Source organism: Pseudomonas sp. GW821-FHT11D10 (assembly GCF_058808435.1).
On sequence record NZ_JBXARR010000001.1, the window covers coordinates 231,851 to 250,435 of the forward strand.

The window sequence follows — 18,585 nt, forward strand, 5'->3', positions numbered from 1 at the left end:
CTGGAGAATTTTCATGAGACCGTTTTGGCTGGAGCAGGCTTTGCAGCTCGACACGTCCGAACCTTGCCCGCCGCTGCAAGGCGATGTGCGCACCGACGTGTGCATCGTCGGCGGCGGTTACACCGGGTTGTGGACGGCGATCATGCTCAAGCAGCAGACCCCCGAGCTCGATGTGGTGCTGATCGAAGCCGATATCTGCGGTGCCGGCGCCAGTGGGCGTAACGGCGGTTGTGCGCTGTCGTGGTCGGCGAAGTATTTCACCCTCGAGCGGCTGTTCGGCGTCAAAGAGGCGGTGCGGCTGGTCAAGGAATCCGAGCGCAGCATCCACGCCATAGGCGAGTTCTGCGAGCAATACGGCGTCGATGCCGATTACCGTCTCGATGGCACGCTTTACACCGCCACCAACCGCGCGCAATGCGGCTCGACCGATGCGGTGATTGCGGCACTGGAGCGCAATGGAATCAACTCGTTTACCCAGCGGCCGGTCGCCGATGTACAGCGCATGGCTGGTTCGGAAAAACACCTGGAGGGCTGGTTCTCGCCGGCTGCCGCCAGCGTGCAGCCGGGCAAACTGGTACGTGGCTTGCGTCGGGTGGCGTTGCAACTGGGCGTGCGGATTCATGAAGGCACGGCAATGACCGGGCTGGAAGAGGGCCGTCCGGCGCGTATTCACACGGCGAACGGCTGCGTGACCGCCGACCGCGTGGTGCTCGCGATGAACGCGTGGATGGCCCGCGCTTTCCCGCAGTTCGAACGCAGCGTGGCGATCGTTTCCAGCGACATGCTGATCACTAAACCGCGTCCGGATCTGTTGCAGGAAATCGGTTTGACCAGCGGCGTCACCGTGCTCGATTCGCGGATTTTCGTGCACTACTACCACAACACCCCGGACGGCCGGATCATGCTCGGCAAGGGCGGTAATACCTTCGCTTACGGCGGGCGGATGCTGCCGGTGTTCGATCAGCCATCGCCCTATACCGGATTGCTCAAGCGCAGTCTCGACGACTTCTTCCCGGCGTTCGCCGATGTGAAAGTCGATGCAACCTGGAACGGCCCCTCGGATCGCTCGGTCACCGGCCTGCCGTTCTTCGGCCAAATGAGTGCCAGCGGCAACGTGTTCTACGGTTTCGGTTATTCCGGCAGCGGTGTCGGGCCGTGCCACATGGGCGGGCAGATTCTCGCTTCGCTGGTGCAGGGTCTCGACAACCCGTGGACGCGTTCGCCGCTGGTCAACGGGCCGCTGGGGTATTTTCCGCCGGAGCCGATCCGCTACCTAGGCTCGCTGATGGTGCGCAACGCCATTCGCCGCAAGGAACGCGCCGAGGATCACGGTCGGCGGCCCCGGCACCTTGATGTGCGTCTGGCGAAATTCGCGGCGGCGGCGGGCAAGGCCGACAAAGGTTGATCGTCAGCGCGGCGGGGCGGAGCGGTTGAGCAGCCAGTCGAGCAGGAGGTCGTCGTCGGGCTCGGTTTCGGTGGGCTGCGACGTTCGGGGGCGGCAGGCGTCGAGGCAGAGGATCGGCCGGTCGGGATCGCTGTCGAGAAAACTCACCCAGACCTCGCTACCCGCGCAGGGCAGATTTTCCCGAGGCAGGCCGCCGCCGGCGTGGGGCATGACCACCGGTAACCACAGTCCTTCGCTGGCGCTGGAATCAGGTTGGTCAGGCCATAACCGCACGGCGATCCGCCCCTGATCGTCCACCTGCGCCGGTTGCCCCGGCGCGCCGAGCACTTGCGCCGGCTGATACCCCGGAATGCCCGGACGCAGTTGTTTCGGCGGCGGGCGAAACGGGGTCGACCAGGGCAGCGCGGTGAAGTCGTTGTGATAGCGGCGAACCGTCGGCACTGGATCGAGAATCGAAGGTTGCTGGCCCTGATGACGCAAGTCGGTGATCAACCACTGCTCGTTGAACGCGTTTACCGGGTGCTCCATGACTTGCAACAGGCGCCCGCTGAGCAGTCGCGGACAATCGCTGCGGCCCTGGATCGAGCGCGACCGGCAGCGTTGGCGCTCCAGCAGGCGACGACTGCGCTGGGCCGCGTGACGTTGCGCAGTCGGCAGAAATCCCGGTGGGGCGACGGCACTGCCCAGCGTGTGATTGGCAGCGTCCTGGCCCGTAATCGAATGCCCTCGCTCACGCACGCCGGCGGGCAACTGAGGCAGCACCGCCTCGTGGCGCTGGAACAGACTGCTGAGGCCGGTTGTCGGCGCATCTATCTGCGTGTTGAAAGCAATCGCCGTCGGTTGCTGCGGCAGGCTCAGGCTGTCATCGGCGAACACCACCACATGGCCGTCCGGCTGATGTTCGAAGTGATAGTGGATGCCTTCCTCCTCGCAGAGCCGTTGCAAAAAGGCCAGATCGGTTTCCTCGTACTGAATGCAGAACGGGCGCGGCGGGTAGTGGCCGACGGTCATCTCGATCCGGTAACTGTGGGCCGGCAGGTGATGTTCGCTGAGCAGTTGCTCAAGGATGGCAGGCACGTTCAGTTGCGTGAAGACCCGGCGTACGGGATGTTGCTCCAGCGCTTGCAGATGCGGCATCAGCACCAGTTGATAGGCGATCCGGTGCGTCGCGCGGTGTTCGCAACTGGCACTTTGGATGATGCCGTGAATCCCGTGGTCGTCATCCAGGTGCAGAAACGCCGCCTGATGCAACAGTGTGCCGGGGGACCAAGCGGGCGCCAGGCCCATGACTTCGATCTCGAACCGATAGGGCTGATTCAGCGCTTCGTGGCCGCTGAAGCGCAGGACCGGCAGGCTTATCCCGCCTTCGGCCAGGGTCAGCGAAAACGGACTTTCCTTGTCATTGAGCATTCGGGCGGGCTCTGTTCAGGCAATACGGGCCACAGAGGGTACGAAAACGCGAAGTTGAATGGACGTGGCAAACCGGTTTTTCAGAATCGCCCTACAAGGCGCGTAGAAGATGTCGATGCGCATCGGAATTTTTGGTCGATTGCCGACTTTAGGCCGTATAAACTTGGCGCCATGCGTCGGCCAATAGATGTCTCGGCGCCACAGATCAAGAGAGTGAGTAATGGGCGCACAGTGGAAGGTTAAACACAAAGAAGCGGCAGCCAACGCCAAGGGCAAGATCTTCGGCAAACTGGTGAAGGAAATCACCATTGCTGCGCGTAACGGTGCCGATACCGCCACCAACGCACACCTGCGTCTGGTGGTCGAACAGGCCAAGAAAGCCTCGATGCCCAAGGAAACCCTGGACCGCGCCATCAAGAAGGGTGCTGGCCTGCTGGGCGAAACCGTTCAGTACCATCGCGTGACCTACGAAGGTTTCGCGCCGCATCAGGTGCCGCTGATCGTCGAGTGCGTGACCGACAACATCAACCGTACCGTGGCGGAAATCCGCGTGGCGTTCCGCAAGGGCCAACTGGGTGCATCCGGTTCCGTTGCCTGGGACTTCAACCATGTCGGCATGATCGAAGCGTCGCCGGACACCCCGGACGCCGATCCGGAAATGGCCGCGATCGAAGCCGGTGCCCAGGATTTCGAGCCGGGCGAAGAGGGCGCGACCCTGTTCCTGACCGACCCGACTGACCTGGACTCGGTGCAGAAAGCCCTGCCGGAACAAGGCTTCACCGTGCTGTCGGCCAAACTGGGCTACCAGCCGAAGAACCCGGTCAGCGGCCTGAGCGACGAGCAGATGGCTGAAGTCGAGGCGTTCCTCGAAGGCCTGGACAACCATGACGACGTGCAGGACATGTTCGTCGGTCTGGCCGGCTGACACACCAGAAAATCGCAGCCCTCGGGCTGCGATTTTTTTCAGGCGTTCTGCAACGCCTGGCTGATCTCGCCAAACCCCGGCCGCGCCAGCACATCCGGCTGACAGCAGCGCTGTTCCAGGGCTTCCAGCACCTGACGCTGTTCATCGCTCAACCCCGAGTCGGTGCGCGCCAGCAGTTCCCCCAGCAAAATCCCGAACGCACGCACTTCGAGGCGTTGCAGCGCGCGGGTTTCAGGTGTGTCCGCCGTGGCATGGAACGACGCCGCACCAAAATCCCCCAGCAGACAATCGCCCTGATCGTTCAACAGGATGTTGTGTCCGTAGAGATCGCCATGGGTGATGCCGTGACGGTGCAGATGCCCGGCGACCGAAGCGATGCCCCGGGCAATGCGCAGGGCAACGTCGGCACTGAAGCGGCAGTCCTCGGCATACACATCCCGCGAACAGGACGCCAGGCTCGGCAGCCCGGCCAGGTTGCGGTAGCTCGGATCGATCAACTGCATCACCAGGCCTTGCTGGCCGTCGGGATGCTGGTCGATGCGGCCTTCGACGCGGATCAGGTTCGGGTGCAGCCCGGCGGTGATGCACGCGTTCATTTCATGCAACGGCGAACCGTCGCTGGTCATTTCGCCTTTGTACAACTTGACCGCCACGGACGTGGCCGGCTGATTGGCAGGCTGCCACTGCGCCCGGTAAATGACCCCGGAAGCGCCTTCGCCCAGCCGTTTTTCCAATTGCAGCGCCGACCAGTCGATCAGGGGCGCTTTGTCGAGGGCGGCGGCATCGGCTTCGGTTTCCAGCGGATTGCCGGCGTAAGCCAGCCAGGTCAGGCTCGGCAGGGTCAGCAGCCATTGCGGCAATTCAGTCAACTGGTTGGCGGCGATGCGGATCAGCTCCAGCCGATGGCACTGGCTCAGTGACGGCGGCAGGGCGCGCAGGCGATTGCCGGCAAGCATGAGTTTTTGCAGCAACGGGCGCTCGCCCAGTTCCGTGGGCAGGGTCTCGATGGCGTTGTCGGTCAGGATCAGCCAGCGCAATTGCGGCGGCAGCGCCGCGCCGGGCACCTGAGTGATCCGGTTGGCCTTGAAACCGATCATCGTCAGCGCCTGGCACTGGCCCAGGCATGCCGGCAATTGCGTGAACTGATTGTCGGAGCAGAACAGCACGCGCAAGCGCGTCAAACGGTGCAAGTCATCCGGCAGGCTGCTCAGGGCATTGCCGCTGAGGTTGAGCACTTCCAGCGTGTCGGCCAGGTTGAAAATCTCCGGCGGAAATTCAGTCAGGCCTTCGGCCAGATCCAGTCGGGTGATGCCCGACAGTTCGGCGGCGCGCAGTTGTGCAAGGGTGTGCATGAAAAGGATCGCTATCGAGAAGGCGCAGGGCGCCGGAAATGGGCCGCATGATAACGGTAAATCAACCCGGTTCGTGCACTTCGCGCAATTGCCCGAGCCGGCTGCGGGTGCGGGCCAGATCGATCGCCTGGCCGCCGAGGCTTTCGTGCAACGGGAGTTGGCCGAGCAGGGTCAGGTGTTTGTCCTGGTCGTAGAGCACGTCGATCAGGTTGATGAAGCGCTGCTGGGCAGCGATCGAACATTCGTTCAGTTCCGGCAGTTCGTCGATGATCCAGTGGTCGAAGCGCCGGCACAGTTCCAGGTAATCCATCACCGCCGTGGGCTGTTCGCAGAGGTCGTTGAAGGTGAAACCGACGCGCCGGTCTTCGCACAGCCGCGCCTGCAGATGCCGGCTGCCGACTGCCAAAGGCAATGGCGTGGCGTCGAGGGGCGGCAGGTTCAAGGCCAGGCGCTGCGCCGGGCTGGCCGGCCAGACGTAATGACCCTGGGTGAACATTTGATGCGCATGCCGACGCGCCTGGCTGCGGTAATCGTGCGGGCCGCCGACTTCCATGACCTGCATGCGCGCATTGATCAGGTCGATCACCGGTTTGAACCGCGCGTGGTACAGCGGGTTGGGCAGCAAGCCTTCGGGCGGGTAGTTGGAGGTCACCAGCAGCAGGATTCCGCGCTTGAACAGCGCCTTGAACAGGCGGGTGATGAGCATCGCATCGCCGATGTCATGCACATGAAATTCATCGAAACACAGCACCCGACAGTCCATCAGTAGCGCATCCAGGGTGACGGCGAGGGCGTCGTCGCGGTCGCGGTGCTCGAACATGCCTTGGTGCAACTGGGCAAAGAAACCATGGAAATGCAGGCGGCGCTTTTGCTGAATCGGCAACGCCTGGAAGAATCCGTCCAGCAACCAGCTCTTGCCGCGCCCGACCGCCCCGTGCAGATACAGGCTGGGCGGGTTTTGCGCAGGAGTGCCGAACAGCAGGCCGGCCTGATGGGCCATGCAGTCGATGACCCGCTGCTGGCTGTGGCTGAGGGTGTAGCCCTGGCCGTGGGCCTTTTGCCGGAAGTAGTCGCGCACCGATTGCGCGCTGGCGGCGCACTGGCCTGCGTTTGTAACGGCGCGTTTGCCGAAGAAATGGCGCAAGGCTGACCAGCGCTGAGTCAGACGCGAACGGTCGGGCGGTCGGGCGGGCACTGCATTCACTCCGTCATCATCGGGCCGGCTCCCCCCGAGCGCGGCGGCGTAGTTTAACCAGACGGGTAGTTTTGCTTCCACTGCGCTTTATCGTTTTTCCATAGAGCAATCTGCGGCGTGTACAGGATTTTTCAACACTTTAAATCGGCGTGTTGCCAACCTTTCGAAACAAATCCCGGCGGGTGACTGGATCCAATCGACTGGCGCAATCGGCGTCCGTTGCTAACCTGAAACACTGTAACGACAGAGACGCTGTCGCCATCAAGGAACGGGCGGTGAATGCAGGGATGGTCTGGGCATTGCTGGGCGGGCTCGCGGTACCGGTTCACGCCGCCGACCTTCAGGTCGAGGTGCGGGTCGATGTGCAGCGCGGTTGCCAGTTGATCGGCCAGCAACGCGAGGCCGGTATCGAGCAACTGGGCGTGCTCGATTTCGGCACCACGGCGCGGCTCGGCGACCAGGGCGGGCCACTCGGCGCCGCGCTCACGAATTCGCGCCTGCCACGTCTGGAATGCAACCCGGACACTCCGTACCAGTTGCGCGTCGATGGTGGCCTGCACGGTGGCGTTGGCGAGGTGCGATATATGGCGGGAGAGGCCGGCAGCAAACCGATTCCTTATCGCCTGTATCAGGACGCCGCGCGGCGGGTTCCGCTGGTGGTGGATGTGCCGGTCAGCGGTCGGGTGCCGGACAGCGGCACAGTGGACTTGCCGCTATACGGGCGGATCGAGCGGATGGCCGAAGTGCCACGGGTCAGCCGGTATTCGGATCTGGTGAAGGTGACGGTTACCTGGTGATCGTGGAGTTTTTTCAGCCATCCGGTGGAGCCGGGTGGCGCAGGGAAGGGCGTTCAATGACGAGCGCAGTGGTCGAGTGATCCTGAAGGAGTAGGGGCTCAATGATGGGCAGACACGGGCGGATAATCGCCACAGCCACATTGCTGTTGTTCACCGAGGTCGCATCGGCGGCGGTCAGTGGGCAGATCCTTGCGCGGCTGACGCTGATTGCCGGTTGCGAAGTGACCAATACGTCCAGCCCCGCCAGCCCGGTGGATGGGCTGGGCTCTCTCGATTTCGGCCAGCAGGGCCCGACCTGGAACGCACCGATCAAGGCCAGCCTCAGCGAAGCGGGCAGCGGCCAGCTGAATGTCGCCTGCAACCCTTCGGTCACCGGGTTCACCGTGACCATCGACGGCGGCACCCATGGCGACGGCACCACACGCCGTCTGAGCAACGGCCGCCAGACACTTCCCTATCAGCTGTTTCTCGATGCCTCCGGCAGCCAGAGCTACAGCATCGGTCAACAACACAATTTCGCTGTCACCAGCGGCGCACAGATACCCATCCCGGTATTTGGCTCGGTGGTGGCGAACACCCGTGCGGTACCGGCCGGTGTCTATACCGACACCCTGACGGTGACGCTCGACTGGTAACCCCGTAGAGGACGGACACCATGCGTACGATTGCATCAAGGATAGGTTTGTCGTTGCTCGGCCTGACGCTCGCTTCCAGCGTCAACGCCGCCACCACGGTCACCGGCCAGATCACCTCCAGCCTGATCCTGATCAGCAGTTGCCAGGTCAACGGTTCCGGCGGTTCTACCGGGCTGAACTTCGGTGCGTTGAACTTCGGCACCGCCAACAGCCTGTTCACCACGGCCACCGGGCAGGTGCTGGGCGGCGGGGGCGGGGCGCTGTCGATCCTGTGCTCGGCCGGCACCACGCCGACGGTCAAGGTCCGGGCCGGCGCCCATGACGGGCTCTCGCCGGGCGGTACTCGCGCGCTGTACGACGGGGTCGCCAACTACGTGCCGTATGACCTGTACACCGACGCCGGGCACTCGCAATTGCTGGCCATCGACGGGGTGATCAACCTCGCCGCCAGTACTGGTGTGGCGCAGACCGTGAACATCTACGGTCAGGCGGTGGGCAAGGCCGGACTGCCGGCGGGCACCTACACCGACACGATTTCCGTTGAACTGACGTTCTAGTGCCATGGGCCGGCATGGCTGTGCGGCGCTGCTCCTGCTGTGTGCGGGCAGTTTGCCGCTGCCGTTGGCGGCGGTGACCAGCCAGAGCTTTCAGGTCAGTGCCACGGTGACGCCGGGGTGTCTGGTGGTGGGGGGCGTATCGAACTATGGCGGGCTGAATTTCGGTTCGCGTTCGGCGCTGGCCACCGGCACGGTGCAGGTCGCGTTGACCGGCGGCGTCACGCTGCAATGCACGCCGGGGGTGGCGTTGAACATGACGGTCGATGGCGGCCAGTACAACAGCGGCGGGCGACGCATGCAGATCAGCGGAGGCAGCGCGAAGGTGGCGTATGCGCTGTTTCGCGATGCGGCGTACAGCCAGAGCCTGGGCATCGGCCAGAGTGTGGCGGTGGCCTACAGCGATGCGAACAACATCAGTCTGCCGATCTACGGTCAGGTGCAATTGCCGGGCAATCAGCCCGGGGGGACATACAGCGATGTGTTGCAGGTGCAACTGTCGTGGTGATGTGAAATGACAAGGAGCAGGTTTATGGGGTTTTTCACGTCACGCCATGCGTCCGTGTGTTGCGCCGTGCTGGCGCTGGTCATGTTCGGGACGCTCAAGGCCCAGGCCGCCAGTTCGGTGCTGATCTGGCCGATCGACCCGGTGCTGGAGGCCGATCAGCAGGCCAGTGCGCTGTGGCTGGAAAATCGCGGCACGGAAACCGCCAACCTGCAGATCCGCGTGTTCGGCTGGAGCCAGAGCGGTTTCGAAGAGCAATACCGCAATCAGCGCGAGGTGATCGGCAGCCCGCCGGTGGCGAAGATCGAGCCGGGCCAGAAACAACTGGTACGCCTGACCCGCACCAAGGACGTGCCGCCAGGTCAGGAGCTGGCGTACCGGATCATCATCGATGAAATCCCCTCGGCCCAGCCCCCCGTCGCCGAAGACGGCAAGACCGCTGCGGCGATCCGCTTCCAGATGCGCTACTCGGTGCCGCTGTTCGCCTATGGCGCTGGGCTGTGGAGCAAGGAAGACAGCGCCCGTCAACGTGACCCCAAAGGCATCGGCCTGCCGCAACTGAGCTGGCGCACGGTAGCGGTGGAGGGCCGTCCATATGTGGAAGTGCGCAATCAGGGTGCGGTGCATGCACGACTGACCGATGTGGCCGTCACACAGGGCGGTCAAAGCAAGCCGCTGGCCGAGGGATTGCTCGGCTACGTATTGCCCGGCGCGGTGATGCGCTGGCCGGCACCGGGACCGGTGGCGGGAGAATTGGCTGGGCGGATCAATGGCGCGGCAAAGGTGCAGAGCATTCCGCCGGCGCGATAGCCGTAGCGAGTCATGTCGAAGCTTTCGGGTTTCGGCGCCAGCGGTTTCAGGAGGAATCAGTCCATTGACGGACGTAACACGCTAATGAGTCCGGGATGGGCTCGACGTATTCAGCGTCCGTTGTGGCTCATGACCGGCGCGTGGTGCCTGATGTTCATTCATCCATCCGGGGCCGGCGAACTGCCGCCGCCTCCCAGCGGCATGGAGGCCGTCAGCGATGCACAGTTGTTTCTGGAACTGGTGGTCAACCAGATGAATACCGGTCGGGTGGTGGCAGTGGAGCAGCGTGGCGGTCGTCTGTTCCTGCCGGCCAGCGTATTGCGCGACACCGGTATGAAGCTGCCGGAAGAGGCCGGTGCCGAAGTCGATCTCGACGGCCTGCCGGGCCTGCACAGCGATTACGACAGCGTCAGCCAGCGCTTGCTGCTCGACGTACCGCCGGACTGGCTGCCGGAGCAGTTCATCGGTAACCGTGAAGTCTATCCGCGCACCCCGGCGCTGAGCAGTTTCGGCGCGTTGTTCAACTATGACCTGTACCTCAATGACACCGATGACGCCGGCACCTATCTGGCGGCGTGGAACGAGGTGCGGGTGTTCGACAGCTGGGGAACGTTGTCGAACACCGGGCAATATCGCCGCACGTTGTCGGGGGATGCGGTCAGCACGCTGGACAACGGTTATCTGCGTTACGACACCACCTGGCGCTACTCCGATGACGAGCGGATGCTGACCTACGAGGCCGGGGACGTGGTCAGCGGCGCCTTGCCCTGGAGCAGTTCGGTACGGCTGGGCGGCGTGCAGTTCTCGCGGGATTTTGCAGTGCGCCCGGATCTGGTGACCTATCCGCTGCCGCAGTTCGCCGGGGAAGCGGCGGTGCCGTCCTCGGTGGATCTGTTCATCAACGGCTACAAATCCAGCAGCACCGACCTGCAACCGGGGCCGTACACCCTGACCAACATTCCGTTTATCAACGGCGCGGGTGAGGCGGTGGTGGTGACCACCGATGCGCTGGGCCGGCAAGTGTCGACCACGGTGCCGTTCTATGTCACCAGCAGCCTGTTGCAAAAGGGCCTGAGTGATTTTTCGGTGGCCGCCGGTACGTTGCGCCGGGATTACGGCCTGAAGGATTTCAGCTATGGGCCGGGCGTGACCTCGGGCAGTCTGCGCTACGGCGTCAGCGACACGTTTACCCTGGAAAGCCACGCCGAAGCGGCGGACTCACTGACCCTCGGCGGGCTGGGCGGCAACTTGCGGCTGGGCAATTTCGGGGTGCTCAACAGTGCGATCAGCCAGAGTCGTTTCGACGGCGACGGCGGTCAGCAACTGAGCCTCGGTTATCAATACAGCGGGCAGCGCTACAGCTTTTCCTATCAGCGTCTGCAGCGCCGCGACCGCTACGCCGACCTGACCTTGGTCGACAGCCCTTACACCACACTCAGCAAGCGCAGTGAGCAGGCGACCCTGAGCCTCAACCTCGAACGCTGGGGCAGTCTAGGCGTCGGGTATTTCGACATTCGCGCGGCAGACGAAACCCGCACGCGGCTGCTCAACCTGAGCTGGAGCAAACCGCTGTGGCGCAACAGCAGTTTCTACCTGTCGGCCAATCGCGAAATCGGCGACAGCAACTGGGCGGTGCAGGCGCAACTGGTGATTCCGTTCGACCTGCGCGGCAGCCTGGCCATCAGCAGCGAACGCAGCAAGACCGGGCAGACGCAGCAACGGGTCAACTACAGCCGCGCCGTGCCGTCCGAGGGCGGGGTGGGCTTCAATCTCGGCTATGCCAAGGGTGACGGCGCCGATTACCGTCAGGCTGACGTGACCTGGCGTCTGCAATCGGTGCAATTGCAGGCCGGCGTTTACGGGACGTCCGACGCCGAAACCCGTTGGGCCGATGCCAGCGGTTCGCTGGTGTGGATGGATGATCAAGTGTTCGCTGCCAATCGCATCGACGATGCGTTCGTGGTGGTCAGCACCGATGGCTACGCGGACATTCCGGTGCGTTACGAGAACCAGCAGGTCGGCCAGACCGACCGTAACGGCCACTTGCTGGTGCCGTGGAGCAGTGCCTATTACCGCGGCAAATACGAAATCGATCCGTTGAACCTGCCGGCCAACGTGCGCAGCCCCAATGTCGAGCAACGTGTCGCCGTACGCCGGGGCAGTGGCTATCTGCTGGAGTTTCCGTTGAGCCGGGTGATTGCCGCGAGCATCGTGCTGGTGGATGCGCAGCAAAAGGAATTGCCGCTGGGCAGTGGCGTGCTGCACGAGCAGAGCGGCACGCGGACGGTGGTCGGCTGGGACGGACTGGTTTACCTGGAAAACCTCCAGGCGCAGAACTCGCTGCGGGTCACCCTGGCGGACGGCGAGATTTGCCAGGCGCAATTCAGCGTCGATCTGCAGCAGAACGAAGTGCCGCTGATCGGCCCGCTGGTGTGCCAATGAACCGGGCGCGGCTTGTTCTGTGGTTGCTGTTGCTGCTGCCGGGGCTGGCGCAGGCGCTGTGTTCGGTGGTCACCACCACGCCGGCCGGGTTCGGGAACATCAGTTCGATCGCCGTGCGCACCACCTCGCAATCCAGTTCCACCCTGAACGGAGGCTTGAGTTGCACCGGCTCGTTGCTGTCGCTGTTGACCAACAATGACCATTTCTGGGCCACCGTCACCTCGACCCAGAGCGGTTTGCTCGGGCCCACCGGCGACGTGATCGGTTACACGATCTACGCCAACAACAGCACCAGTTATCCCCTGACGCGCGGCACCGCCTATGACTTCGCCCGCAATGGCATCATCGATGCCCTCGGTTTGCTCGGCGGTACGGTGCCGAAAACCGTTCCGCTCTATATCGGTACCACCATCGGCAGCAACGTGGCGGCCGGGGTATACACCGAAACCCTGAGCATCTTCTGGAACTGGAATTATTGTTCGGGCATCGGTGTCGGCGGGCTTTGCCTGGGCCGCGACATCAACAGCGGCACCACCACACTGACGGTCAACCTGACGGTGTCCAACGATTGCACCATCACCGCGCCGAACATCGCTTTCGGCAGTGCGCCGGTGGTCAGCGCGTTCACCCCGGTGACCGGGCAGACCATCAACCTCGCCTGCACCAAGGGCAGTGCCTACACCGTGGGGCTGAACGACGGGCAGAATGCGCTGAGTGTCGGCGGACGGCGACGGATGATTTCCGGTAGCAACTATCTGGCTTACGACATTTTCAAGAGCGCCGGGACCACCCGTTGGGGCAGTGTCGGCGCGGCTCGCCGGGCCAGCAGCGATGCCGAGGTCAACCCCGGCAACGGGCTGGGCACCGGCAGCCAGATCTTCAATTACAACGCGAAAATCTACACCGACCAGACCACACCGCCCGCCGGAACCTACCTGGACAATGTGGTGCTGGATGTGGGGTTCTGAAACGGCTAGAAACTCACGGATTGCTTGAGCATTTTCGCCGCCGGGGTATCGGTCGGGCTGACCATCGCATAGTTGTAGCCCTTGCCGGACCAGTACTCGGCCTGCAGATCCCCGTCCTGACGGCTGCCCCGGGGCAGAAAGGTATTTTTCGGTCCCGGTGGACGCACGTAGAAACTGACCTTGTGCCCGCTCTGGTCTTCATACATCACCATCGCCGCCGGGCCTTCATCGGTGCTCAGCAGGCGGCCGCTGACTGGTGCAAACCCGGCCGACGTCAGGTCCGGCAGGCGATTTGCCTGAGTGAAATAGCGGTCGAGCCAGCGCTGGATGTCACCGTCGCCATCGACCTTGTAGTCCGCCGGCAGAAGCCCTTGCTGGGCGATCAAACGGTAGGCCTGCAAGGCGTCCGTCATCGGTGCCGGGGGATGAAACACGGTCATGTCCCGGGCTTTCCAGCCACCGACTCCGCCGAGGCTGACGGCAATCAGCAGCACTGCCGCGCTGGCCCATTGGCGGCGCGACTGGCGTTTGAGTCGCTGACGGATCAGCGATGGATCGAGGTCCGGATTGGCCGGTTGTTGCAAGGCACCGCCGAGGGCGGCGCGCAGGTGCTGGGCGTCCTGTTGCCAAGCGCGAACCTGCGCCGCTTCGTCCGGATGGCTGGCGAGCCAGGTTTCCAATACATGCCGGTCGGCCTCGCTGAGCTGATGGTCGACATAGGCGTGCAGGTCACGTTCGTTGGGGGGCAGACTGATCATTTGAGTATCCGCAAGGAAGGGCTGCTGATTTCCCCGTCGCTGAGCTGGCGCAGGGCCTGGCGAGCACGGGACAGGCGCGACATCACGGTGCCGGTGGGGACGTCGAGAATCTCGGCGACCTCCTTATAAGTCAGGCCTTCCACCGACACCATCAGCAGCAGCGCGCGCTGTTCGGTGGGCAATCGGTCGAAAGCCTGCAGGGTCGATTGGGCAATGACCGTGCGTTCCACCGAGGGCTCGGCGTCTTCGCGGCCGGTGAAGAATTCGAGCATCCGCGCATAACGCCGCGAACGCCGATGCGCATCGAGGAATTGCCGGTACAGGATCGAAAACAGCCAGGCGCGCAGATCGCCGTCGGCGCGTTTGTCGCCCCAACCCGACAACGCCTTTTCCAGGCTGGCCTGTACCAGGTCGTCGGCGCTGCTGCCGTTGCGTGTCAACGACACGGCAAAGCGCCGCAATCTGGGAATGATTTCTCTCAGTTGTTCGTCGAATTCGCTCATGAAGTTCTGCTAGTCACTACGCTGTGGACTAGGAAGACGCCCGGCATTGGAGGTTATTCCACGTTCTGAAAAATAAATACCGGGCCGTGGAATAAATCCCGATGGCGTGCGTCTTGCTGATTCTTCCTACTTGTGGCCGATGGCCCTGGAGTGCTTCATGGTTGATCGCAGCTCATCGCCCGGCGGGCCACAACGCCCGCCACTGAGTGCCGCGAGCCTGGTATTGCGGCTTGGCGGAATCGCCGTGGTGGTCGCAGCCCTGGCCGGGGCGTTTGCCTACGTTCATGGTTCATTTGACCCACAACGCCTGACGCCGAAAGCGTTGGTCGATGTGCTGGAGAAGAACAACGGCGTGCATCCCGGCTTTCGCCGCAATCACGCCAAGGGTGTTTGCGTGATCGGACATTTCGAGAGCAGCGGCGAGGCTCGCTCGTATTCTGTCGCGCAAGTGTTCAACGAGCCGCGCACCCCGGTGGTCGGGCGCTTTGCGCTGCCGGCCGGCAGTCCGTATGCGCCGGACAGCGCCGTACCGATCCGCAGTCTGGCGCTGCGTTTCACTCAGGCCAACGGCCAGCAGTGGCGCACCGGGATGAACAGCATGCCGGTGTTCCCGGTCGGCACGCCCGAGGCGTTCTATCAGTTGCAGCAGGCGCAATCGCCGGATCCTGCCACAGGCAAACCGGATCCGACCAAGGTGCCGGCATTTTTTGCCTCACACCCGGAAGCCGTGCCGTTTCTGACCTGGATAAAAACCGCCAAACCTTCGGCCAGTTACGCGACGGAAACCTACAACAGCGTCAACGCGTTTTATCTGGTGGATGCCAGCGGCAAGAAGCAAGCGGTGCGCTGGAGCATGTCGCCTCTGGCCCAGGACGCTGCCGGTGCGACTGCGCCTGAAGGTAGCGACTTCCTTGAAAAAGACCTGGTGCAGCGCTTGGCCGAAGGGCCGCTGCGCTTTCAGTTGAACATCACCTTGGCCAACGCCGACGATCCGGTGAACGATGCGAGCAAGACCTGGCCCGCCGGCCGCAAGATGTTGAACGCCGGCACCCTGGTGCTGGAAAAGACCCAGCCGCAGCTCAGCGGCGAATGCCGTGACATCAACTACGATCCGCTGGTGCTGCCGGCCGGCATTCAGGGTTCCGACGATCCGTTGCTGGCCGCGCGTTCGGCCGGTTACGCCGATTCCTACCTGCGTCGCACCAGCGAAGTCAGCCAACTGCCAACCGGCAAAAAGGAGGCTCGCCCATGAGCACGCAACCGACTCATTTCAATCCGCTGGCGCGGTTGCTGCACTGGTTGATGGCGTTGATGATCATCGCGATGTTGTTCATCGGCGCAGGCATGGTGACCTCGGTGTCGGCGCGGCATGAATGGCTGATCAATCTGCACAAACCGTTGGGTATCGCGATACTCGCTTTGGTGATTGTGCGCATTCTGGTGCGACTGGGCACCCGTCAGCCGCCGTTGCCGGCGGATCTGCCGGGCTGGCAGGTGATGGCGGCCAAGGCCTCTCATCTGTTGCTGTATGCGCTGATGCTAGTGTTGCCGCTGCTGGGCTGGGCGATGATCAGCGCGGCGGGGGACCCGGTAATGCTCGGCACGTCGCTGCAATTGCCGTCGATCGTGCCGGCGGATGCGCAGGTGTTCGCGCTGCTGCGCAAGGCTCACGGGTATCTGGCGTATCTGTTGTTCCTGACTGTGCTGCTGCACCTGGCGGCCGCGCTGTTCCATGGCTGGGTGCGCCGCGACGAGGTGCTCGACAGCATGCTGCGGGGACGTAATCGCGGTTGATAGTGTGTCAGTCCGACGTGGCGAGGGCGCAAGCAGCCTCGCTACGTTTCGGTGTGGCCAGCGTTCGCCACCAGTACAGCAACGCGACCATGTTGATTGCGGCACCCAGCCAGCAGACGCCCGGCCATCCTGCCCAGGCGTACATGGTTGTCGAGGCGATTGAGCCCAGCGCGCTGCCGATCGAATAAAACAGCATGTAGCCGGCGGTCAGTCGACTCTGCGCCTCTGGGCGGACGCTGTAGATCATGCTCTGGCTGGTGACGTGCACGGCCTGCAAGCCCAGATCCAGGGTGATGACGCCAAGCAGCAGTGCCCATAACGAAGTTTGGGTGAGTGCGATTGGCAGCCACGAGCCCAGCATCAGCAGCAGCGACAGGCCGCTGACCCATTGCCCCCATCCTCGATCCGCCAGATGTCCGGCTCTGGCAGCGGCCAGTGCACCTGCAGCGCCGGCGAGTCCGAACAGTCCGATTTCACTGTGGGAAAGTGACAGCGGCGGGGCGGCCAGCGGCAAGACCATCGGCGTCCACAGCACCATGGCGCTGGCGAAGGTCAGCAGGGCGAGGATCGCCCGTTGGCGCAGCACCGGTTCCTCACGAAACAGACTGAACACTGAAGCGATCAATGCCACGTAACGTGTGCTCGGTCGTGCGTCTTCATCTTTGGGCAACACCCGAAACAGCAGCGCGGCCATCACCAACGTCAATCCCGCCGACAGCAGATAGATCGAGCGCCAGCCGGCCAGATCGGCCATGCCGCCCGCCACCGTACGCGCAAGCAAAATGCCGACGACGATGCCGCTGGTGATCACGCCCACAACCTTTCCGCGTTGTGCCGGGACGGCCAGAGTCGCGGCGTAGGCGACCAACACCTGGGTGACCACGGCGAGCAGGCCGGTCAGGGTGACGCCGATCAGCAGCCAGGCGCTGTTCGAGGCCAGAGCAATCATCAGCAAGGCTGCGGCGGACAACAGCGTTTGCGTGACAATCAGCCGCCGGCGGTTGAGCAGGTCGCCGAGGGGCACGAGCAATAGCAGGCCGAGGCCGTAGCCGACCTGAGTCAAGGTCATGACGATGCCGACGCTGCCCGGCGACAGGCCGAAGGCGTCGGCCATCGCATCCAGCAGCGGCTGGGCGTAATACACGTTGCCCACCGCGAGGCCGCAAGCGATGGCGAAAAGCAGCACGACACCTTTATCGAGTGTTGCAGTTTTCATGTCCCGGATCCTTTCAGGTTTCAAGTTGAAACTTGATTGACAGTAAGTAATTCGGTTTTGATTTGCAACCTGACTGGGTAAAAGTCGACACAAAAAAAGATCGCAGACAGGCTGCGATCTTTCGTGAAACGAAAATCAGGGGGGAATCAGCGCAGGGTGTCGACCATGTCCGCGATGGTGGTCAGCACGTCCTTGCCCAGTTGCTTCGAGCGTTTGCCCGACCAGCCGGTGAGCGGGTTCGGCGCGTCATCGTGATCCTTGAACGGCATTTCCAGGGTCAGCGACAGGCAGTCGAACTTCTGGCCAACGCTGTTGCAGGCCAGGGTCATGTTGGCCTGGCCCGGTTCGTCGCGGGTGTAGCCGTACTTGGTCTGGAAGTCTTTGGTGGTGTGCTTCAGGTGGCTGCGGAAGTGCTCTTCGAGCTTCTCCAGGCGCGGGGTGTAGCCCGGATTACCTTCGCAACCGGCAGTGAACACGTGGGGAATTTCTTCGTCACCGTGTACGTCGAGGAACAAATCGACGCCGTACTTTTCCATCTGCTGCTGTACGAAAAGTACTTCCGGGCTGATTTCCTGACTGGCGTTCTGCCAGGCGCGGTTCAAGTCCTGGCCCATGGCGTTGGTGCGCAAGTGACCGTGGAACGCGCCGTCCGGGTTCATGTTCGGCACCAGGTACAGATCGGCGCTGGCCAGCAGTTTGTTCAGCACCGGATCGTCATGATGTTCCAGGCGTTCGATCACGCCTTCCATGAACCACTCGGCCATGTGCTCGCCGGGATGCTGCTGGGCGATGATCCAGATCTTGCGGCGGCCTTCGGCGCCGGTGCCTTTGCGTAGCAGCTGGATGTCGCGGCCTTCGACGCTTTTGCCGGTGGCCAGCAATTCGGTGCCGGCCTTGGTCAGCGCTTGCTCGATCAGCCAGTCATGACGGCCACGGCTGTAGGGTTCGAAATAGGCGAACCAGGCGTGGGTTTGCTCGGCTTCGAGGCAGAAGCGCAGGCTGTCGCCTTCGAATTGGGTCGGAATGCGGAACCAGTTGACGTGGTCGTAGGAAGCGACCGCCTGATAACCGGTCCAGGCCTTGTTGTAGGAAGACTGGCTGGCGTTGACCAGGCGGAACCAGTGTTCCTGATGAACATGCAAGCCGCTGGCCTTGAAGTGGAACCACTGGAAATGGGCGCTGCGGGTATCTGGCCGAATTGCCAGAACCGGGTTGAGCGGATTGCTGATGTCGATGACTTGGATGTTGCCGCTGTCGAAGTTGGCGCTGATGTCGAACGAAGATTTGGCCACGGTCATAATCGGTTCCTGAATATG

General features: G+C 63.0%; 18 protein-coding genes. 11 read left to right on the plus strand and 7 right to left on the minus strand.

The window, feature by feature from the left end:
- The first annotated feature begins 7 nt into the window (after nucleotides 1–7).
- Nucleotides 8–1,405, plus strand: coding sequence for an FAD-dependent oxidoreductase (locus AC1RT4_RS01130; RefSeq protein ID WP_493084412.1), 1,398 nt, complete (start codon nucleotides 8–10; stop codon nucleotides 1,403–1,405).
- Between the two features lie 3 nt (nucleotides 1,406–1,408).
- Here the strand turns inward: AC1RT4_RS01130 and AC1RT4_RS01135 are convergent, their stop codons facing one another.
- Complete coding sequence (locus AC1RT4_RS01135; RefSeq protein ID WP_493083002.1) at nucleotides 1,409–2,815, minus strand: type VI secretion system Vgr family protein; 1,407 nt, start codon at nucleotides 2,813–2,815, stop codon at nucleotides 1,409–1,411.
- A 220-nt stretch (nucleotides 2,816–3,035) separates the two neighbouring features.
- Between AC1RT4_RS01135 and AC1RT4_RS01140 the strand changes: the two genes are divergently transcribed.
- Nucleotides 3,036–3,740, plus strand: a complete 705-nt coding sequence (locus tag AC1RT4_RS01140; RefSeq protein ID WP_007951538.1) for a YebC/PmpR family DNA-binding transcriptional regulator — start codon at nucleotides 3,036–3,038, stop codon at nucleotides 3,738–3,740.
- A 38-nt stretch (nucleotides 3,741–3,778) separates the two neighbouring features.
- Here AC1RT4_RS01140 and AC1RT4_RS01145 read toward each other — a convergent pair whose 3' ends face one another.
- Together AC1RT4_RS01145 and zapE are read right to left on the minus strand one after the other, a co-directional pair.
- Nucleotides 3,779–5,092 (minus strand): leucine-rich repeat-containing protein kinase family protein, encoded by a 1,314-nt coding sequence (locus AC1RT4_RS01145; RefSeq protein WP_493083004.1) that lies wholly within the window; start codon nucleotides 5,090–5,092, stop codon nucleotides 3,779–3,781.
- Between the two features lie 61 nt (nucleotides 5,093–5,153).
- Nucleotides 5,154–6,287, minus strand: a complete 1,134-nt coding sequence (gene zapE, locus AC1RT4_RS01150; RefSeq protein WP_493083006.1) for a cell division protein ZapE — start codon at nucleotides 6,285–6,287, stop codon at nucleotides 5,154–5,156.
- A gap of 287 nt (nucleotides 6,288–6,574) precedes the next feature.
- Between zapE and AC1RT4_RS01155 the strand changes: the two genes are divergently transcribed.
- The 7 genes from AC1RT4_RS01155 to AC1RT4_RS01185 all read left to right on the plus strand — a co-directional run bounded on the left by AC1RT4_RS01155 (nucleotide 6,575) and on the right by AC1RT4_RS01185 (nucleotide 12,998).
- Complete coding sequence (locus AC1RT4_RS01155) at nucleotides 6,575–7,084, plus strand: Csu type fimbrial protein (RefSeq protein WP_493084414.1); 510 nt, start codon at nucleotides 6,575–6,577, stop codon at nucleotides 7,082–7,084.
- Nucleotides 7,085–7,185: 101 nt separating this feature from the next.
- Nucleotides 7,186–7,719, plus strand: a complete 534-nt coding sequence (locus AC1RT4_RS01160) for a Csu type fimbrial protein (protein WP_493083008.1) — start codon at nucleotides 7,186–7,188, stop codon at nucleotides 7,717–7,719.
- A 20-nt stretch (nucleotides 7,720–7,739) separates the two neighbouring features.
- Complete coding sequence (locus AC1RT4_RS01165) at nucleotides 7,740–8,276, plus strand: Csu type fimbrial protein (RefSeq protein ID WP_007951533.1); 537 nt, start codon at nucleotides 7,740–7,742, stop codon at nucleotides 8,274–8,276.
- Nucleotides 8,277–8,280: 4 nt separating this feature from the next.
- A complete protein-coding gene (locus AC1RT4_RS01170; RefSeq protein WP_007951532.1) occupies nucleotides 8,281–8,781 on the plus strand; it encodes a Csu type fimbrial protein in 501 nt (166 codons plus the stop codon).
- Between the two features lie 24 nt (nucleotides 8,782–8,805).
- The gene (locus AC1RT4_RS01175; RefSeq protein WP_493083011.1) at nucleotides 8,806–9,588 is read left to right on the plus strand and encodes a fimbrial biogenesis chaperone; all 783 of its coding nucleotides are present in this window, start codon (nucleotides 8,806–8,808) and stop codon (nucleotides 9,586–9,588) included.
- Nucleotides 9,589–9,672: 84 nt separating this feature from the next.
- Nucleotides 9,673–12,030, plus strand: coding sequence for a fimbria/pilus outer membrane usher protein (locus tag AC1RT4_RS01180; protein WP_493083013.1), 2,358 nt, complete (start codon nucleotides 9,673–9,675; stop codon nucleotides 12,028–12,030).
- Nucleotides 12,027–12,998, plus strand: coding sequence for a Csu type fimbrial protein (locus AC1RT4_RS01185; protein ID WP_493083015.1), 972 nt, complete (start codon nucleotides 12,027–12,029; stop codon nucleotides 12,996–12,998). The genes AC1RT4_RS01180 and AC1RT4_RS01185 overlap by 4 nt, the downstream gene beginning before the upstream one ends.
- A gap of 5 nt (nucleotides 12,999–13,003) precedes the next feature.
- On the opposite strand, the gene AC1RT4_RS01190 is transcribed toward AC1RT4_RS01185, so the two are convergent.
- Both AC1RT4_RS01190 and AC1RT4_RS01195 read right to left on the minus strand, forming a co-directional pair.
- Complete coding sequence (locus AC1RT4_RS01190; protein WP_102687151.1) at nucleotides 13,004–13,756, minus strand: anti-sigma factor family protein; 753 nt, start codon at nucleotides 13,754–13,756, stop codon at nucleotides 13,004–13,006.
- Nucleotides 13,753–14,259 (minus strand): RNA polymerase sigma factor, encoded by a 507-nt coding sequence (locus AC1RT4_RS01195; RefSeq protein ID WP_493083017.1) that lies wholly within the window; start codon nucleotides 14,257–14,259, stop codon nucleotides 13,753–13,755. The genes AC1RT4_RS01190 and AC1RT4_RS01195 overlap by 4 nt, the downstream gene beginning before the upstream one ends.
- Before the next feature lie 157 nt (nucleotides 14,260–14,416).
- On the opposite strand from AC1RT4_RS01195, the gene AC1RT4_RS01200 reads away from it, so the two are divergent.
- The gene (locus AC1RT4_RS01200) at nucleotides 14,417–15,511 is read left to right on the plus strand and encodes a catalase family peroxidase (protein ID WP_493083019.1); all 1,095 of its coding nucleotides are present in this window, start codon (nucleotides 14,417–14,419) and stop codon (nucleotides 15,509–15,511) included.
- Nucleotides 15,508–16,053 (plus strand): cytochrome b, encoded by a 546-nt coding sequence (locus AC1RT4_RS01205; protein WP_011335009.1) that lies wholly within the window; start codon nucleotides 15,508–15,510, stop codon nucleotides 16,051–16,053. Before AC1RT4_RS01200 ends, AC1RT4_RS01205 begins: the two co-directional genes overlap by 4 nt.
- Nucleotides 16,054–16,060: 7 nt before the next feature.
- Here AC1RT4_RS01205 and AC1RT4_RS01210 read toward each other — a convergent pair whose 3' ends face one another.
- On the minus strand, nucleotides 16,061–17,269 hold the full coding sequence (locus AC1RT4_RS01210) for an MFS transporter (protein WP_493083022.1): 1,209 nt from the start codon (nucleotides 17,267–17,269) through the stop codon (nucleotides 16,061–16,063).
- Between the two features lie 146 nt (nucleotides 17,270–17,415).
- Nucleotides 17,416–18,567 (minus strand): M14 family metallopeptidase, encoded by a 1,152-nt coding sequence (locus tag AC1RT4_RS01215; RefSeq protein ID WP_007951522.1) that lies wholly within the window; start codon nucleotides 18,565–18,567, stop codon nucleotides 17,416–17,418.
- Nucleotides 18,568–18,585 lie beyond the last annotated feature (18 nt).

What these genes read in the sequence shown, in the direction of transcription:
- AC1RT4_RS01180 (WP_493083013.1), top strand. Translation starts at nt 9,673, where the DNA reads ATGAGTCCGGGATGGGCTCGACGTATTCAGCGTCCGTTGTGGCTCATG.
- AC1RT4_RS01215 (WP_007951522.1), bottom strand. Translation starts at nt 18,567, where the DNA reads ATGACCGTGGCCAAATCTTCGTTCGACATCAGCGCCAACTTCGACAGC.
- AC1RT4_RS01195 (WP_493083017.1), bottom strand. Translation starts at nt 14,259, where the DNA reads ATGAGCGAATTCGACGAACAACTGAGAGAAATCATTCCCAGATTGCGG.
- AC1RT4_RS01210 (WP_493083022.1), bottom strand. Translation starts at nt 17,269, where the DNA reads ATGAAAACTGCAACACTCGATAAAGGTGTCGTGCTGCTTTTCGCCATC.
- AC1RT4_RS01200 (WP_493083019.1), top strand. Translation starts at nt 14,417, where the DNA reads ATGGTTGATCGCAGCTCATCGCCCGGCGGGCCACAACGCCCGCCACTG.
- AC1RT4_RS01155 (WP_493084414.1), top strand. Translation starts at nt 6,575, where the DNA reads ATGGTCTGGGCATTGCTGGGCGGGCTCGCGGTACCGGTTCACGCCGCC.
- AC1RT4_RS01190 (WP_102687151.1), bottom strand. Translation starts at nt 13,756, where the DNA reads ATGATCAGTCTGCCCCCCAACGAACGTGACCTGCACGCCTATGTCGAC.
- AC1RT4_RS01170 (WP_007951532.1), top strand. Translation starts at nt 8,281, where the DNA reads ATGGGCCGGCATGGCTGTGCGGCGCTGCTCCTGCTGTGTGCGGGCAGT.
- AC1RT4_RS01140 (WP_007951538.1), top strand. Translation starts at nt 3,036, where the DNA reads ATGGGCGCACAGTGGAAGGTTAAACACAAAGAAGCGGCAGCCAACGCC.
- AC1RT4_RS01135 (WP_493083002.1), bottom strand. Translation starts at nt 2,815, where the DNA reads ATGCTCAATGACAAGGAAAGTCCGTTTTCGCTGACCCTGGCCGAAGGC.
- AC1RT4_RS01145 (WP_493083004.1), bottom strand. Translation starts at nt 5,092, where the DNA reads ATGCACACCCTTGCACAACTGCGCGCCGCCGAACTGTCGGGCATCACC.
- AC1RT4_RS01175 (WP_493083011.1), top strand. Translation starts at nt 8,806, where the DNA reads ATGGGGTTTTTCACGTCACGCCATGCGTCCGTGTGTTGCGCCGTGCTG.
- AC1RT4_RS01185 (WP_493083015.1), top strand. Translation starts at nt 12,027, where the DNA reads ATGAACCGGGCGCGGCTTGTTCTGTGGTTGCTGTTGCTGCTGCCGGGG.
- AC1RT4_RS01160 (WP_493083008.1), top strand. Translation starts at nt 7,186, where the DNA reads ATGATGGGCAGACACGGGCGGATAATCGCCACAGCCACATTGCTGTTG.
- AC1RT4_RS01205 (WP_011335009.1), top strand. Translation starts at nt 15,508, where the DNA reads ATGAGCACGCAACCGACTCATTTCAATCCGCTGGCGCGGTTGCTGCAC.
- AC1RT4_RS01165 (WP_007951533.1), top strand. Translation starts at nt 7,740, where the DNA reads ATGCGTACGATTGCATCAAGGATAGGTTTGTCGTTGCTCGGCCTGACG.